Origin of the sequence: Kluyvera genomosp. 3, assembly GCF_011765685.1 — a bacterium.
GTDB lineage: Bacteria > Pseudomonadota > Gammaproteobacteria > Enterobacterales > Enterobacteriaceae > Kluyvera > Kluyvera georgiana_A.
On record NZ_CP050321.1, the window covers coordinates 1,708,318 to 1,724,544 of the forward strand.

Consider the following 16,227-nt stretch of genomic DNA (forward strand, 5'->3'; position numbering starts at 1 on the left):
CTCCCTATGACGCAACGACGTGAACTTCAGGCGCTAATCGACGCCGCCCCTATCGGCGCGATGCAGTGGCGCGTCATTATTTGCTGTTTCCTGGTGGTGATGATGGACGGGTTTGATACCGCCGCCATAGGCTTTATCGCCCCGGCCATTCGTGAACACTGGCAACTGAGCGCCGCCGATCTTGCCCCGCTGTTTGGCGCCGGTTTGCTGGGCCTGACCGCAGGCGCGCTGCTGTGTGGCCCGCTCTCCGACAAGCTTGGGCGTAAACGGGTGATTGAATGGTGCGTCGCGCTGTTCGGCCTCTTCAGCCTGTTGTCCGCCTTCTCGCCCAATCTGGAAATGTTAATTGTACTGCGCTTCTTAACCGGCCTCGGCCTCGGCGGCGCGATGCCTAACACCATTACTATGACCTCGGAATATCTGCCGTCCCGCCGTCGCGGTGCGCTGGTCACCCTGATGTTCTGCGGCTTTACCCTCGGTTCGGCGCTCGGCGGTATCGTCAGCGCGCAGCTGGTGGCGGTGATTGGCTGGCACGGCATTCTGGTGCTGGGCGGCGTGCTGCCGCTGGCGCTGTTCTTCGGCCTGCTGGTCGCGCTGCCGGAGTCGCCGCGCTGGCTGGTCCGTCGTCAGCGTCCGCCAGCACAAATCAGCCGTACGCTCAGTGCCATGACCGGTGAGCGCTACGAAGACACCGAGTTCTGGCTGGATGAGCCCGCCGCCACGCAAAAGGGCAGCATCAGCCAACTGTTCGCCGGGCGTCAGCTCACCATCACGCTGATGCTGTGGGTGGTGTTCTTTATGAGTTTGCTGATCATCTACCTGCTTTCGAGCTGGATGCCGACGCTGTTGAACCATCGTGGTATCGATTTGCAACACGCCTCGTGGGTGACGGCGGCGTTCCAGGTCGGCGGTACGCTGGGCGCGCTGTTGTTGGGCGTACTGATGGATAAATTCAATCCTTTCTGGGTGCTGGCCGTCAGCTATGCGTTGGGGGCGGTATGCATTGTGATGATTGGCCTGAGCGAAAACGGTTTGTGGCTGATGGCGCTGGCGATTTTTGGCACCGGCATCGGTATCAGCGGGTCGCAGGTGGGGCTTAACGCGCTGACCGCGACGCTCTATCCCACGCAAAGCCGCGCCACCGGCGTGAGCTGGTCCAACGCCATTGGCCGCTGTGGCGCCATCGTCGGTTCGGTCTCCGGCGGCATGATGATGGCGATGAATTTCTCATTCGACACCCTGTTCTTTGTGATTGCCGTACCGGCCGCCGTTAGCGCTGTCATGCTGACATTGCTGACGCTGGTCGTACGCCAGTCATCCCGAGTACCCGAATCGCAGCCCGTCATGGGCGCGGTGAAAAGTTAAGGAGAATAATAATGACTGCGGATGTAAAACACGATCGCCAACAGTTCTACCAGCACATTTCCGGGCAAAACCTGACGCCGCTGTGGGAATCGTTGCATCACCTGGTGCCTAAAACGCCGAACGCCAACTGCGCACCGGCCTACTGGAACTACCAGGAAATTCGCCCGCTGCTGCTGGAAAGCGGCACGCTGATTGGCGCGAAAGAGGCTGTGCGCCGCGTGCTGGTGCTGGAAAACCCCGGCCTGCGCGGTCAGTCATCGATTACCTCGTCGCTGTATGCGGGCCTGCAGCTGATCATGCCGGGCGAAGTGGCGCCAAGCCATCGCCATAACCAGTCGGCGCTGCGTTTTGTGGTGGAAGGTCATGGCGCGTTTACCGCCGTGGACGGAGAGCGCACCCAGATGAGCCCCGGCGACTTTATCCTCACCCCGCAGTGGCGCTGGCACGACCACGGCAACCCGGGCGACGAACCGGTTATCTGGCTCGACGGTCTTGACCTGCCGCTGGTGAACTATCTCGGCTGCGGCTTTGCCGAAGATTACCCGGAGGAACAGCAGCCGGTGACGCGTAAAGAGGGGGATTACCTGCCGCGCTACGCCGCCAACATGCTGCCGCTGCGCCACCAGGTGGGCAACTCATCGCCGATTTTCAACTACCGCTATGACCGCAGCCGCGAGGCGCTGCATGACCTGATGCGTCTGGGCGAGGCCGACGAGTGGGATGGCTACAAGATGCGTTACGTCAACCCCGTCACCGGCGGCTACCCGATGCCGTCGATGGGCGCTTTCCTGCAACTGCTGCCGAAAGGCTTCCAGTCGCGTCAGGCGCGGACCACCGACAGCACCATCTACCACGTGGTGGAAGGCAGCGGCGAAGTGACCATCGGTGAGCAGACCTTCAGCTTTAAAGCGAAAGATATTTTTGTTGTGCCGACCTGGCACAGCGTGTCGTTCAACACGCCCGAAGAGACCGTGCTATTCAGTTTCTCGGACCGACCTGTCCAGGAAGCCCTGGGTCTGTTCCGCGAAGCGCGCTATTAATCAGGAGAAGAAAAATGAGCAAATACGTATTTGAACCCCAGGCCCCGGTAGCGATTCCGGTTGTTGGCAGCGATGAGCAGTTCCCGGTACGCCGCGTTTACTGCGTAGGCCGTAACTATGCCGCTCACGCCCGTGAAATGGGCTTTGATCCGGATCGCGAACCGCCGTTCTTCTTCTGCAAACCGGCCGATGCGGTGGTCCCCGTTGCCGCGGGCGAAACCCTGAACCTGGCCTACCCGGCGCAGACCGACAACTATCACTATGAAATTGAGCTGGTGGTTGCCATTGGTAAAAAAGGCAGCGATATCCCGCTGGAAAAAGCCGAAGAGTACATCTGGGGCTACGCCACCGGTCTGGATATGACCCGCCGCGACCGTCAGATGGAGATGCGCCAGATGGGCCGTCCGTGGGAAATCGGCAAGGCGTTTGACCTCTCTGCGCCGATTGCGCCGCTGCATAAAGTCGCCGACGCGCCGTCGCTGGAAAAAGCGCCAATCTGGCTGCAGGTTGATGGCAAAGATCGCCAGCGCAGCGATATTGAACATCTGATTTGGGATGTGAAAGAGACCATCAGCTATCTGTCCGGCTTCTTCGAGCTGCAACCGGGCGACCTGATCTTCACCGGTACGCCGGAAGGCGTGGGCGCGGTGGTGAAGGGCGAAACCATCACCGGTAACGTCGAAGGGTTAACGCCCATTACGGTGAAAATTGTTTGAGGTGACTGATGAAGCTGTACAGTTTTTTTAATAGTTCGGCCTCTTACCGCGTCCGTATTGCGATGGCGCTGAAGGGCATTGACCACCAGACGGTAGGCGTCAACATCCGTATCGGCCAGCAGAACGCGCTGGAGTACCGCCGCCTGAACCCGGTGGGGCTGGTACCTGCGCTGATTACCGACGACGGTGAGTCGCTGGGGCAATCGCTGGCGATTATTGACTGGCTGGACAGACATTTCCCGCAGACGCCGCTGCTACCGGCGAACGATCCGCAGCGCATGCGCGTGCTGGAAGTGGTGTACGCCATCTGTTGCGACATCCACCCCATCAACAACATGCGCGTATTGCGTTACCTCAGCGATGAGCTGAAGGTCAGTGAAGAACAGAAAAAACGCTGGTATGCACACTGGATCCAGCAGGGGCTAAGCGCGGTTGAGCAACTGCTGCGTCGAAGCCAATCCGGGGCGTTTTGTTTTGGCGATGCGCCGACGCTCGCCGACTGCTGCCTGGTGCCGCAGTGGGCTAACGCCGAGCGCATGGGCTGCGATCTGAGCGGATTCCCGCGCTGTAAAGCGGTCTATGACGCCTGTACGGCGCTGCCGGCGTTTATCGCCGCCGCTCCGGAAAACCAGCAGGACAAGATCCCGGCGTAGTCAGAAAAGGAGAATTATCATGGCAAAAGTCACGCGTGCAATCATTGTCGGCGGCGGTATTGGCGGTGCGGCCACCGCGCTGTCGCTGGCCCGTCAGGGTATTCAGGTGATGCTGCTGGAGCAGGCGCATGAGATCGGCGAAATTGGCGCCGGGATCCAGCTGGGGCCGAACGCGTTTTCGGCGCTCGATAGCCTGGGCGTAGGCGACGTCGCCCGTCAGCGTGCGGTCTTTACCGATCACATCACGATGATGGATGCGGTCAACGGTGAAGAGGTGATCCATATCGAGACGGGACAGGCGTTCCGCGATCACTTCGGCGGCCCGTATGCGGTTATTCACCGTGTGGATATCCATGCCACGGTCTGGGAAGCGGCACTCCAGCATCCTGGCGTGAAATATCGCACTTCCACTCATGTGGTGGACATTCGTCAGACGGCGGATGATGTCACCGTATTTGATGATAAGGGCAATAGCTGGACGGCGGATATTCTGATCGGCTGCGACGGCGTGAAATCTGTGGTGCGTCAGAGCCTGCTCGGCGATACGCCGCGCGTCACCGGTCACGTGGTGTACCGCGCGGTGGTGGAACGCGACGATATGCCGGAAGACCTGCGCATCAACGCGCCGGTGCTGTGGGCAGGCCCACACTGTCACCTGGTGCACTATCCGCTGCGCGGCGGTAAACAGTACAACCTGGTCGTGACCTTCCATAGCCGCGAGACGGAAGAGTGGGGCGTGCGCGACGGCAGTAAAGAAGAAGTGATGTCGTACTTCAAAGGCATCCACCCGCGTCCGCGCCAGATGCTGGACAAACCGACCTCCTGGCGACGCTGGTCCACCGCCGACCGCGAGCCGGTGGAGAAGTGGGGGAACGATCGCATTACGCTGGTGGGCGACGCCGCACACCCGGTAGCCCAGTATATGGCGCAGGGCGCCTGCATGGCGCTGGAAGATGCGGTGACGCTGGGCAAAGCGCTGACGCAATGCGACGGTGATGCCGCCCGCGCGTTTGCACTGTACGAGTCTGTGCGTATTCCGCGTACCGCACGTATCGTCTGGTCCACCCGCGAAATGGGTCGCCTGTACCATGCGGCGGGCGTTGAGCGTCAGGTGCGTAACCTGCTGTGGAAAGGGAAAACCCAGGACGAGTTTTACCGTGGGATTGAGTGGCTGTACGGCTGGAAAGAAGATAACTGTCTGGAACCGCGATAGCCGCGGTTGCCACGATGGGCTCTCTCTCTTTTCAGGGCTGTCTCTTATACACAAGTTCTCGATGATAGCTATCAGCGAGGGAGAGGTGTATTTGGATTTCTCACACCGTTGCGCTCCTTATTCAGTTCTCGCCATATAAATTGCACGGGCGCAGGGAGCGCGCAAGGGGCGGCCAGTCGCCGCCGCCCCCCTTGGCCCGTTCACCGGTGAAAAGACCTCATGTTCCGCCTGACGTAAAGTGAACGGAACCCTTCACCTTACTGACAGATATCAGGCCCTGTCCCTCGATTCAGGGAGAGGTAGCTGAATGGGCCGCAAACTAACCCACCAGCGCCTTATCTTTCGCCAGCATAAACGGCCGCAAATACCCCACGGCGTTAGAGAGCGGTATCACGTCATCGCTCAACGCAATATGCAATGTCTCGCGAATATACGCCCGGCGCGCTTCGATACGCGCCCACAGTTGCGGATGATCCCGCGCGATCTGCTGCTGCAACGCCGCGTCCGCCAGCGCCACGCTCTCTTCGGCGCTCACCCCGGTATACCCCGGCACCGACGGAATAATATCGATCTGCACGATCATGCCGCTTTTCAGCGTCTCGGCGGAGTCAGGATAAACCGGTGACGACATCCACTCTTCATCGGCGCTCAGGTGCCCCGGATTCAGATGCCAGCCGTACTGGGCTTTCGGTAGCACGCATTCAACTAAATCGTACAGCTCGTTGCCCGACATACCGATCTTAATATGTTCAAGCCACGTTGCTATCGCGCCGAAGTAAGGCTTTGCCACCCGGTCTAAATAATCGCGCTGGTTTTCCGGCAGCTCGCTTTCATCGGCAATGACAAACCCGGTTCGGCTGGACAGCCCGCCCTTAAACCCGGTGGTCATCGACAGCGGCTGGCCGCGCTCGACCTTTTTCCATGAAGGGTAGAGATTAGCCTTCTCAAAACGCTGCCCGGTTGCGGCGATGGTGATGACCGACGGTGCCTGCCCTTCGGCGGCGAGCAACGCGCCCAGCTCCACCTCACGAATACCCACTTCAACGGCATCCAGCGCTGCCAGCATGCAGCGAGAAGCCAGGTTCGCGCCGTACTCATAATGGGCGATTTCGTTGGCGTTATTCACCACTCTCACCCCTTTGTCGCCGCCAATAAACAGATGCGCGGCGTTAATCAACTCGGCGTGAGTGCTCTGTTTTATTGCGTCGACGATAAACCACGGCAGGTCGAACAGCTTCGTGTTGTCGCTCCCGGCCGCCGTAAACATCTTCCAGCCCACGAGGCCCACTTTCGACATCGCGCTCAGCCCTGTTTCGCTAAACAGTTGTGCCAGCGGTTTTTCGTTATCCATTGGCTGATTCGGCAGCGAGAACAGCGGGCAGTGCTTTAGCGTGACCGGAATACGCGAGTGAGCCGCCATCTTCAGGTTTTCATTACCGAGGATCGCGGTGGCGTGCCCGGATTTATGCAGCACCAGCAGACCTTCCTCAAAACGCGGGATAAATCCGGTCAGGTATTCAAAATTACTGCCGTGCTCTTTATCGGCGTAGATGATCAGCGCGTCAAAACGTTCTTCCTGCATCCGTTCGAGCAGCTTCGTTTTGCGCTCAAGCAGGGTGGCATCGGTCAGCGTGACCGGCGGTACGTCGCTGAAGCCGCGCGGCGGCTGGATACGCTTTAGCTGGATATCCCTGGTATTCATTATTCACCTCCTGATGTGTCGACTGGCAGTGGAAAGCGGCATACTAAGACGTTACCATAGCGCCTCTTTTTTTTCCGGATAACAATATGCGTGTTTTACTGGCACCGATGGAAGGTGTGCTCGATTCCTTAGTGCGCGAGCTGCTGACCGAAGTGAATGATTACGATCTGTGCATCACCGAATTTCTGCGCGTGGTGGACCAACTGCTGCCGGTAAAATCGTTCTACAAGCTCTGTCCGGAACTGCATAACGAGAGCCGCACGCCTTCCGGCACCCGCGTGCGTATCCAACTGCTGGGGCAATATCCCGAGTGGCTGGCGGAGAACGCCGCCCGCGCGGTGGAGCTCGGTTCCTGGGGCGTGGATCTCAACTGCGGCTGCCCGTCGAAAACCGTTAACGGCAGCGGCGGCGGGGCCACGCTGCTAAAAGACCCGGAGCTTATCTATCAGGGCGCGAAAGCCATGCGTGAAGCGGTGCCGGCGCATCTGCCGGTAACGGTTAAAGTGCGTCTGGGCTGGGACAGCGGCGCTCGGCAGTTTGAAATTGCCGACGCGGTGCAGCAAGCAGGGGCCACTGAACTGGCGGTGCACGGGCGCACCAAAGAAGATGGCTATAAGGCCGAGCGCATCAACTGGCAGGCGATTGCCGATATCCGCCAGCGGCTTTCCATTCCGGTTATTGCTAACGGTGAGATCTGGGATTACGACAGCGCGCAGGCGTGCATGGCCGTGACCGGTTGCGACGCGGTGATGATTGGTCGCGGCGCGCTGAACGTGCCAAACCTCAGCCGGGTTATCAAATACAACGAGCCGCGGCTGCCGTGGCCGCAGGTGGTCGATTTACTGAAAAAATATGCCCATCTGGAAAAGCAGGGCGATACCGGGTTGTACCATGTGGCGCGCATCAAGCAGTGGCTGGGCTATCTGCGCAAAGAGTACGCTGAAGCCACCGAGCTGTTTACTGCCGTACGCGCGTTGCAGGAATCGAAACTGATTGCCCGGGCGATTCACGACTGGCAGGCATAAAGTATCCGATCTGCATCACAATTTTCCCGTCGCTCCATTGAGCAAAGCGACCGTTAAATGAAATACTCGTAGCCGATTGTTACTGCTACGGCAGGCAAAACCTGATTATCTGACGTTTGTCAGGAGTCAGGTTTTTTTGTTTCTGGGGTTCATAAATGCAGATCGCCAAAGTTCTTAATAATAATGTGGTGGTGGTTCTGGATGAACACCGGCGTGAGCAGGTGGTGATGGGGCGAGGGCTAGCCTTTCAGAAACGCGTCGGGGACTTATTGGATGAGTCGAAAATCGAGAAAATTTTTGCCCTGCAAAGCGATGAGCTGGCGGGGCGTTTAGGTGAATTACTCAGTCAGATCCCGCTGGAGGTGATGACCACCTGTGACCGGATCATCGAACGGGCGCGCGAGCGGCTCGGAAAATTGCAGGAAAGCGTCTACATCACGCTGACCGATCACTGCCATTTTGCCATTGAGCGGCAGAAAAACGGCGTCGCGCTGCGCAACGTGCTGCTGTGGGAGACCAAACGGCTCTACCCGAAAGAGTTTGCCCTGGGCCAGGAGGCGCGGGCGCTGATTGCCCAGCGTCTCGGCGTTGAGCTAGCGGAAGATGAAGCCGGGTTTATCGCCCTGCATCTGGTGACCGCGCAGCTGAATAGCGAAATGCCCGAGGTCATGCACGTTACCCGGGTAATGCAGGAAATTTTGCAACTGGTGAAGTATCAGCTGCGGCTGGAGTACAACGAAGAGTCGTTAAGCTATCAACGCTTCGTGACTCACCTGAAGTTTTTCGCCCAGCGGATGCTCACGCGAACGGTGGTAGAAGACGACGACGCAGAGCTGCACAGCGCAGTGAAGGACAACTACGCCAAAGCGTGGAAGTGCGCGGAGACCGTCGCCCTGCATTTGCAAAACAGCTACCAGCGGTCGCTGACGACGGAAGAAATTATGTTTCTCGCCATTCACATTGAACGGGTGAGAAAAGAGGGGCGTTAGCCCTTCCACAACTGGATTGTTACTGCATCATGCAGGCAAAACCTGAGCGCGACGTCTTACCGGCGTCGTTCTCGGGTTTTTTGTTTTTAATACTCGGTCAAGGAATATTGCATGGAATACAAAGCACTCGCGCAGGATATTCTCAGCCACGTTGGTGGCAAAGAGAATATTGTGAGTCTGGTTCACTGCGCCACGCGGCTGCGTTTTAAGCTTAAAGAGAGCGGTAAGGCGGATGCTGAAGCGCTGAAGGCCAACCCGGGCGTCATCATGGTGGTGGAGAGCGGCGGTCAGTTTCAGGTGGTGATTGGCAACCACGTCCACGACGTCTGGCAGGCGGTGCGCTATGAAGCGGGGATCACCGATGACAGCGAACCGGTAGCGGTGAAGGGGGAAAAAACCTCTCTCCTCGGCCAGGTGATTGACGTGGTTTCCGGTATTTTTGCCCCGTTTATCGGCGTGATGGCGGCGACGGGTCTGCTGAAGGGGCTGCTGGCGCTGGCGGTGGTGTGCGGCTGGCTTAATCCTGAGCAGGCGACTTATAAAATCTGGTTTGCCGCCAGCGACGCACTGTTCTTCTTCTTCCCGCTTTTCCTGGGCTATACCGCCGGGAAGAAGTTCGGTGGTAATCCGTTTATCTCGATGGTGATTGGCGGCGCGTTAACGCATCCGTTGATGATTCAGGCCTTCGAAGCCGCGCAGGCACCGGGAGCGAGTGCCGAGTATTTTCTCGGGATCCCGGTGACGTTTATCAACTACAGCTCGTCGGTTATCCCGATTATTCTCGCCGCCTGGGTCAGCTGCTGGATTGAACGGCGCAGCAACGCGCTGCTGCCGTCGGCGATGAAAAACTTCTTCACCCCGGCGATTTGTCTGGCGATTGTGGTACCGCTGACCTTCCTGATTATTGGCCCGGTGGCGACCTGGCTCAGCCATATGCTGGCGAACGGCTACCAGGTGGTGTACGAAGTCGCGCCGTGGCTGGCCGGGGCCGCGTTGGGCGGGCTGTGGCAGGTGTGTGTGATCTTTGGCCTGCACTGGGGGCTGGTGCCGCTGATGATCAATAACATGACCGTCCTTGGCCACGACTCAATGCTACCTATCATTCTCCCCGCGGTGCTGGCGCAGGTGGGGGCGGTGCTGGGTATTTTTCTTGCTACCCGCGATATGCGTCAGAAAGTGCTGGCGGGATCGGCATTTTCCGCAGGACTTTTTGGTATCACCGAACCGGCGATTTATGGCCTGACGCTCCCGCTGCGTCGCCCGTTTATTTTTGGCTGCGTGGCCGGCGCGTTGGGCGGGGCGATTACCGCGTTCAGCAATAGCTACGCATTCTCGTTCGGTCTGCCGAACATCTTCTTCCCGGCGCAGATGATCCCGCCAGGCGGTATTGATGCCAGCGTGTGGGGGGGGCTGATTGGCACCGCGGTGGCCTTTATTCTCGCCTGTGCGCTGACCTTCTTTGCCGGATTACCGCGTAAAACGATTGAGCCGATGGCGGTCGTGAAAGCCGGTGAAAATGACGTGTTGTCGCCAATGACCGGCACCGTGCTGGCGCTGGATCAGGTGCCGGACAGCACGTTCGCCAGCGGGCTGCTCGGCAAGGGCGTGGCGATTATCCCGAGCGAAGGCAACGTGATCGCGCCGTTCAGCGGTGAGGTGGCCTCGATTTTTCAGACCAAACACGCCATCGGTTTACTGAGCGACAGCGGGATTGAACTGCTGATCCACGTGGGGATCGACACCGTTAAGCTCGACGGCGCGCCGTTCACCGCCCACGTCAAAGAGGGCGACAAAATTCAGGCGGGCGATCTGCTCTTAACCTTCGACCGCCAGATGATTCTGGACGCCGGTTACGACCTGGCGACGCCGATTATTATCAGCAACAGCGATGACTATCCGGGGCTGGATATTGTTGCCGCCAGCGCGGTAAGCGCCGGTCAGCCGCTGTTAACCGTACAGCATTAATCACAGGAGAGAGAGATGAAAACATTCCCACAGACGTTCCTTTGGGGCGGCGCGACCGCGGCAAACCAGGTTGAGGGCGCATATCTGGAAGATGGCAAAGGATTGTCAACATCCGATGTTCAGCCTCAGGGTATTTTTGGCGAGGTGGTTGAGCGCGTCACGGGCGACAGCGGTATTAAAGATATCGCCATCGATTTCTATCACCGTTATCCGCAAGATGTCGCTCTGTTTGCGGAAATGGGCTTTAACTGCCTGCGTGTCTCGATTGCCTGGACGCGTATTTTCCCGAACGGCGACGACGCGCAGCCGAACGAAGCCGGGCTGGCCTTCTACGATAAGCTGTTCGACGAGATGGCCCGTCACAACATCACGCCGCTGGTGACGCTCTCGCACTACGAGATGCCGTGGGCGCTGGTGAAAAACTACGGCGGCTGGGGCAACCGCAAAGTGATTGATTTCTTTGAACGCTACGCGCGTACGGTATTTGAGCGCTATAAGGGCAAGGTCAAACTGTGGCTGACCTTCAACGAAATCAACATGTCGCTGCACGCGCCGTTGACCGGCGTGGGCCTGCCGGCGGGCAGCAGCAAGGGCGAAATCTATCAGGCGATTCACCATCAGCTGGTGGCCAGCGCGCTGGCGGTAAAAGCCTGCCATGAGATCGTGCCGGAAGGCAAAATCGGCAACATGCTGCTGGGTGGCCTGATGTACCCGCTGAGCTGCAAACCGGAAGATGTATTTAAAACGCTGCAGGAAAACCGCAGCTGGCAGTTCTTTGGCGACGTGCAGTGTCGCGGCGCTTATCCGGGCTATATGCTGCGTTATTTCCGCGATAACGGTATCGCGTTGGACATCACCGATGCCGACCGTGAGGCGCTGCGCACCACCGTCGATTTTGTCTCCTTCAGCTACTACATGACCGGCTGCGTGACCGCCGATGACGCGCTGAATAATCAGGCGCGCGGTAATATTCTCAATATGGTGCCGAACCCGCACCTGGCAAGTTCGGAATGGGGTTGGCAGATCGACCCGCTGGGCCTGCGCACGCTGTTGAACGTGCTGTGGGATCGCTATCAGAAGCCGCTATTTATTGTTGAAAACGGCTTAGGGGCGAAAGACAAAGTGGAAGCTGACGGCAGCATTAACGATGACTACCGCATTAGCTACCTGAACGATCACCTGGTGCAGGCGCGAGAGGCGATTGAAGACGGCGTTGAGCTGATGGGCTTTACCAGTTGGGGGCCGATTGACCTTGTCAGCGCGTCGAAAGCCGAGCTGTCCAAACGCTACGGTTTTATCTACGTCGATCGTCACGATGATGGCACCGGTACGCTTGCGCGCAGCAAGAAGAAAAGCTTTTACTGGTATAAAGAGGTGATTGCCACCAACGGTGCGAGTCTGAAAGCGTAAGCTTCGGTGAATTGCCGGATGGCGCCGGGCTTATCCGGCCTACAATGCTAACGATCTGTAGGCCGGATAAGGCGTAGCCGCCATCCGGCAATCCCAACTCACACCGGCTTACGCGCGCGCAGTAAAAAGATCATCGGCCGCTCTTTTTCTTCATCCAGCGCCGGATTCGCGGCAATCTGTTGCGCCGTTGGTCCCCACTCATCCAGATGTTCCACAACCAGCCCGGCGGCGACCAGCGCGTTAATCCAGCTGGCGAGCTTGCGGTGCTGTTTTTTCACGCCGTCGGCAAACCAGTTGCTGATGCGTTCACCCTCCTGCTGATAGTGACTCACCGGCCAGCTTTTTTGCCCGTTCTCGTCCAGCCGCCAGCCCTGCTGCAACGGCGCGGTGTAGATCGGATGCTCGGCGGAGAACACCAGCACGCCGCCTGGCGTTAACGCCTGGTAAACGGTGGTCAACAGCGGGGCGATATCGGGCAGATAGTGCAACGCCAGCGAACTGTACACCAGGTCGCAACTGTTGGCGGCAAGCGTTAAGTTTTGTAGATCTTCACAGCGGTAGGTAATGCCTTCGCCATCGGTCATCTCCTGTGCGCGTCCCAGCATACGGCTGGAAAGATCGTAGCCGATAACGTCTGCGGCACCCTGATCGCGCGCGCAGCGGCAAAACCAGCCGTAGCCGCAGCCGAGGTCAACCGTGCGCAAACCGGCGAGGGGCGGCAGCATTTCCTGGATTGCTGGCCACTCTGGCGCGCCGTCCAGTCCTTTCACCGAACGGTCGAGCGTGGCGTAACCTGCGAAAAAGTTCGGGTCGTCGTAGATGTTCTGACTCATATTCACTCCATGACGCTAAAGTGTTATTAGCTGTTTTTAAGTATGTCTATTTATGTTCCCACACGCTTTACTAAAAGGATTTGATTCATTTAAATTATTATCACTTTCCTTCTTTTGTAACCGACCTATCACATGAACTTGACTCTGAAAAAAAGCGTGCTGTCGGGCTTGCCCCTGCTCATCGCGCTAGCTGGCTGCGCGCCGTCGCACGATATTGGCAGCCCAATTAAGCAGCAGGCTCCGGCCTCCAGCGTGGCGACGGATTTACCCGCCGCAGTGAAAAATGGCTGGCCGCAGAGCAACTGGTGGCAAGACTATCACGACGCCCAGCTCAATAACTTGATTAGCCGCGCGCTGGCGAATGCGCCAGATATGCAAATTGCCGATCAACGCATTAAGCTGGCGGAAGCGCAGGCCCGGATGTCGAAGTCGTCGCTGGGCCCCGAAGTGGATTTCGGCGCGGACCTTGAGCGACAGAAAATGTCGGCAGAAGGACTGATGGGCCCGTTTGCCACCGACTTAGACGGTAATACCGGGCCATGGTACACCAACGGGACTTTCGGCTTGACCGCCGGTTGGGATCTCGACCTGTGGGGGAAAAACCGTGCTGAAGTGAAAGCGCGCATTGGGGAAGTGAAAGCGCAGGTGGCCGAGCTGGCGCAAACTCGCGAGTTGCTCTCCAGCAGCGTGGCGCGTCTGTACTGGCAGTGGCAGACCGAAGCCGCCATCCACAGCGTTCTTGAGCAAGTGAAAAGCGAACAAAATAATATCGTTAGCGTCGACACCGCGTTGTTTGAGCACGGAATTACTAACTCCGCCGAAGGGGCCGAAAACGATATCAACGTCAGCAAAACGGATCAGCAGTTGGCCGACGTTGAAGGCAACATGAAAGAGATTGAGGCGCGGCTGATGGCGCTGACCAATAGCCAAAGTCAGTCGCTGAATCTGCGCAAGGTTGAGCTGCCTGCCGTGGCCAGCAAAATGCCGTCGCAGTTAGGCTATGATCTGCTGGCTCGCCGCCCGGATTTACAGGAAGCGCATTGGTATATCGAAGCCTCGCTCAGTGAAATTGACGCGGCGAAAGCGGCCTTCTATCCGGACATCAACCTGATGGCCTTCCTGCAGCAGGACGCGCTGCACTTGAGCGATCTGTTCCGCCATTCTGCGAATCAGATGGGCGTGACCGCAGGGTTGACGCTGCCAATCTTCGACAGCGGTCGTCTGAATGCAAACCTCGATATTGCCAGCGCGCAGAATAATCTGTCGGTGGCGAAATACAACAAAGCGGTTGTTGATGCGGTGAATCAGGTGGCGAAAACCGCCAGCCAGGTCGAAACGCTGATGGCGAAAAACCAGCAGCAAGCGCAGGTTGAGAAAGACGCGCAGCGCGTGGTGAATCTGGCGCAGGCGCGGATGAATGCCGGGATTATTCCTGGGTCGAAGGTGAGTCTGGCGAAACTGCCAGCCTTACAGGAGCGAATCAGCGCTCTGCGTTTGCATGGCCAGTGGGTAGATGCCAGCATTCAGTTGACCTCCGCGCTGGGCGGCGGTTATCACATCACCGACAAGTCGTAAACGGCTGTGAATTTATTTCCCCCTGTGTTGAAATACAGGGGGAAATGAAAAACCAATATTCATATTAAATAATATTACTTGCTATTATATTTGCCAAAAATCTAATTTTTAATTTAATTAAAAATAAATGCCTTGCGTTAATTAAAATATGCTAGCGATCACGTATTTATATTTAAATAAATGACAGCGCGTTTCCCACCCACTAGTATCGCTCACCAGAAAAACAATATCTCTGGTCTTATTTTTTATTATTGAAAAACATATTCATCTTTTAAATATTATAGCCAGTTCCTCCTGATTTTATTGTGACATTAATAAGCAGAGGACGATTGCGTGAAAAAATTAATAACTCTTGGGATGCTGGCGTTTGTCAGCGCATCGGCGAGCGCGGTAACGATTGACTTGCGTCATGAATATACCGACACCTCGCAGGGACAGAAGGACAGGGTGCTGATTTCGCACCGCTTCGCCAACGGTTTTGGTTTCTCGGTCGAAGCCAAAACGAAATCAGGCGGTGAACATTCGGATAAAGCGTTTAATGATGTCGTTGATAATGGTGATGAGTATGTTATTAGCTATCAGTTTAACGCGATGCCAAATATTGCTATTCAGCCGGGTTTTGCCTTAGAAACGTCATCATCGAAGGCGATATATAAACCGTATATTCGTGGGCAATATAATTTCGAAAATGGTTTTTATGTCGCCGGGCGTTACCGCTACGAATATACGCGTGATACGTCCAGCACGAAAGACGATGAACATGTGAACCGTGGCGATCTGTGGTTAGGTTATAAAACCGGGCCGTGGACGTTTGAAGGAAATTATCTGTATAAGAAAAGCGAAGATTATAATCGCTACGATAACGGTAAAGATGACTATGAGCTGGATTTCAAAGTGGCTTACAGCATCGATAAAAACTGGAAGCCTTACGCGCAGATCGGTAACGTCTCCGTCAGCAGCGACGAAGACGATCGCCAGACCCGTTATCGTGTGGGCGTGCAGTACACCTTCTGATCCTCATTACCTCTGGGCCTTACCGGGGCGCTTCGGCGCCCCGGTTATTCATCCGTCGAACGTTTTTCCCGCCGTTTGAACCACCAGCGCAGCGCGACCACTAGCGCCACCGCCAGCGCCAGCCAGATAATGTGCTTCAGATGTTTATCCAGATGATGCAGCCACGGGCCGATAGCTTCGCCGCCCAGGTAGCCGAGGGTGGTGAACAGCAACGCCCAGATCAACGCGCCGAGAATGTTCAGCGGCAGGAAAATCTTTGGCGGTAGGCCGCTGGCGCCAATTAACAGTGGGCCAATGACACGAAAGCCGTACATAAAACGCGTACCGATGACAAATAGCTTCGGACGGCTGTTAATCAGCCGCTGCGCCTTCCGAATACGCGCCTGATGGCGTGAAAACCGTTTTAGCAGACGCCCGCCGAACTTCCGGCCTAAAAGATACAGCACCTGATCGCCGATCATCCCGCCCAGCGCCACCGAAATCACAACCAGCGGAAATTTCAATAGCCCCTGATGCGCCGCCACGCCACCGAGTAGCGTAATAGTTTCGCCTTCCGCCATACTGCCAATAATCAGCGCCGCGTAGCCATAGTGGGAAATCAGGTTATTGATATCCATACAAACACTCACTCCTTACCACATCATACTATTCATCATACACCCTCAGGGTGAGATTGCAGGGGCCGCTATTTTTTGCGTTGTACATAAAATAATCATTGGTGTGAATT

The 16,227-nt window shown here is 56.9% G+C and carries 13 protein-coding genes and 1 pseudogene; 11 read left to right on the forward strand and 3 right to left on the reverse strand.

What is annotated here, in order from left to right; translation table 11 throughout:
* Positions 1 to 6: 6 nt before the first annotated feature.
* The 5 genes from GY169_RS07965 to GY169_RS07985 are packed head-to-tail and all read left to right on the forward strand — an operon-like array spanning position 7 to position 4,987.
* A complete protein-coding gene (locus tag GY169_RS07965) occupies positions 7 to 1,365 on the forward strand; it encodes an MFS transporter (protein WP_167575425.1) in 1,359 nt (452 codons plus the stop codon).
* An 11-nt stretch (positions 1,366 to 1,376) separates the two neighbouring features.
* Entirely contained in the window at positions 1,377 to 2,405 is a 1,029-nt protein-coding gene (gene gtdA, locus GY169_RS07970; protein WP_167575426.1) for a gentisate 1,2-dioxygenase, read from the forward strand.
* Between the two features lie 14 nt (positions 2,406 to 2,419).
* Positions 2,420 to 3,121, forward strand: coding sequence for a fumarylacetoacetate hydrolase family protein (locus GY169_RS07975; RefSeq protein ID WP_167575427.1), 702 nt, complete (start codon positions 2,420 to 2,422; stop codon positions 3,119 to 3,121).
* Between the two features lie 8 nt (positions 3,122 to 3,129).
* The gene (maiA, locus tag GY169_RS07980; RefSeq protein ID WP_167575428.1) at positions 3,130 to 3,774 is read left to right on the forward strand and encodes a maleylacetoacetate isomerase; all 645 of its coding nucleotides are present in this window, start codon (positions 3,130 to 3,132) and stop codon (positions 3,772 to 3,774) included.
* A gap of 19 nt (positions 3,775 to 3,793) precedes the next feature.
* Positions 3,794 to 4,987 carry a 3-hydroxybenzoate 6-monooxygenase gene (locus GY169_RS07985; protein ID WP_163447619.1) on the forward strand — a complete coding sequence of 398 codons (1,194 nt, stop codon included), beginning with the start codon at positions 3,794 to 3,796 and terminating at the stop codon, positions 4,985 to 4,987.
* A 319-nt stretch (positions 4,988 to 5,306) separates the two neighbouring features.
* Here the strand turns inward: GY169_RS07985 and GY169_RS07990 are convergent, their stop codons facing one another.
* Complete coding sequence (locus tag GY169_RS07990) at positions 5,307 to 6,689, reverse strand: M24 family metallopeptidase (protein WP_191091022.1); 1,383 nt, start codon at positions 6,687 to 6,689, stop codon at positions 5,307 to 5,309.
* 86 nt (positions 6,690 to 6,775) lie between these two features.
* On the opposite strand from GY169_RS07990, the gene dusC reads away from it, so the two are divergent.
* The 4 genes and pseudogenes from dusC (at position 6,776) to GY169_RS08010 (ending at position 12,078) form a co-directional block, all read left to right on the forward strand.
* Positions 6,776 to 7,714, forward strand: a complete 939-nt coding sequence (gene dusC, locus GY169_RS07995; protein ID WP_167575429.1) for a tRNA dihydrouridine(16) synthase DusC — start codon at positions 6,776 to 6,778, stop codon at positions 7,712 to 7,714.
* Between the two features lie 155 nt (positions 7,715 to 7,869).
* Positions 7,870 to 8,703, forward strand: a complete 834-nt coding sequence (gene bglG / locus GY169_RS08000) for a transcriptional antiterminator BglG (protein WP_163447621.1) — start codon at positions 7,870 to 7,872, stop codon at positions 8,701 to 8,703.
* A 26-nt stretch (positions 8,704 to 8,729) separates the two neighbouring features.
* Positions 8,730 to 10,668, forward strand: a pseudogene (gene bglF, locus GY169_RS08005) (PTS beta-glucoside transporter subunit IIABC).
* A gap of 15 nt (positions 10,669 to 10,683) precedes the next feature.
* Positions 10,684 to 12,078 carry a glycoside hydrolase family 1 protein gene (locus GY169_RS08010; RefSeq protein ID WP_167575431.1) on the forward strand — a complete coding sequence of 465 codons (1,395 nt, stop codon included), beginning with the start codon at positions 10,684 to 10,686 and terminating at the stop codon, positions 12,076 to 12,078.
* Between the two features lie 98 nt (positions 12,079 to 12,176).
* Here GY169_RS08010 and GY169_RS08015 read toward each other — a convergent pair whose 3' ends face one another.
* Positions 12,177 to 12,911 (reverse strand): class I SAM-dependent methyltransferase, encoded by a 735-nt coding sequence (locus tag GY169_RS08015; RefSeq protein ID WP_167575432.1) that lies wholly within the window; start codon positions 12,909 to 12,911, stop codon positions 12,177 to 12,179.
* Between the two features lie 132 nt (positions 12,912 to 13,043).
* Between GY169_RS08015 and mdtQ the strand changes: the two genes are divergently transcribed.
* Together mdtQ and GY169_RS08025 are read left to right on the forward strand one after the other, a co-directional pair.
* On the forward strand, positions 13,044 to 14,486 hold the full coding sequence (gene mdtQ, locus GY169_RS08020; RefSeq protein ID WP_167575433.1) for a multidrug resistance outer membrane protein MdtQ: 1,443 nt from the start codon (positions 13,044 to 13,046) through the stop codon (positions 14,484 to 14,486).
* Between the two features lie 357 nt (positions 14,487 to 14,843).
* The gene (locus GY169_RS08025) at positions 14,844 to 15,500 is read left to right on the forward strand and encodes an oligogalacturonate-specific porin KdgM family protein (protein ID WP_163447495.1); all 657 of its coding nucleotides are present in this window, start codon (positions 14,844 to 14,846) and stop codon (positions 15,498 to 15,500) included.
* Between the two features lie 44 nt (positions 15,501 to 15,544).
* Here GY169_RS08025 and GY169_RS08030 read toward each other — a convergent pair whose 3' ends face one another.
* Positions 15,545 to 16,117, reverse strand: coding sequence for a DedA family protein (locus GY169_RS08030; protein ID WP_163447494.1), 573 nt, complete (start codon positions 16,115 to 16,117; stop codon positions 15,545 to 15,547).
* Between the last annotated feature and the right edge of the window lie 110 nt (positions 16,118 to 16,227).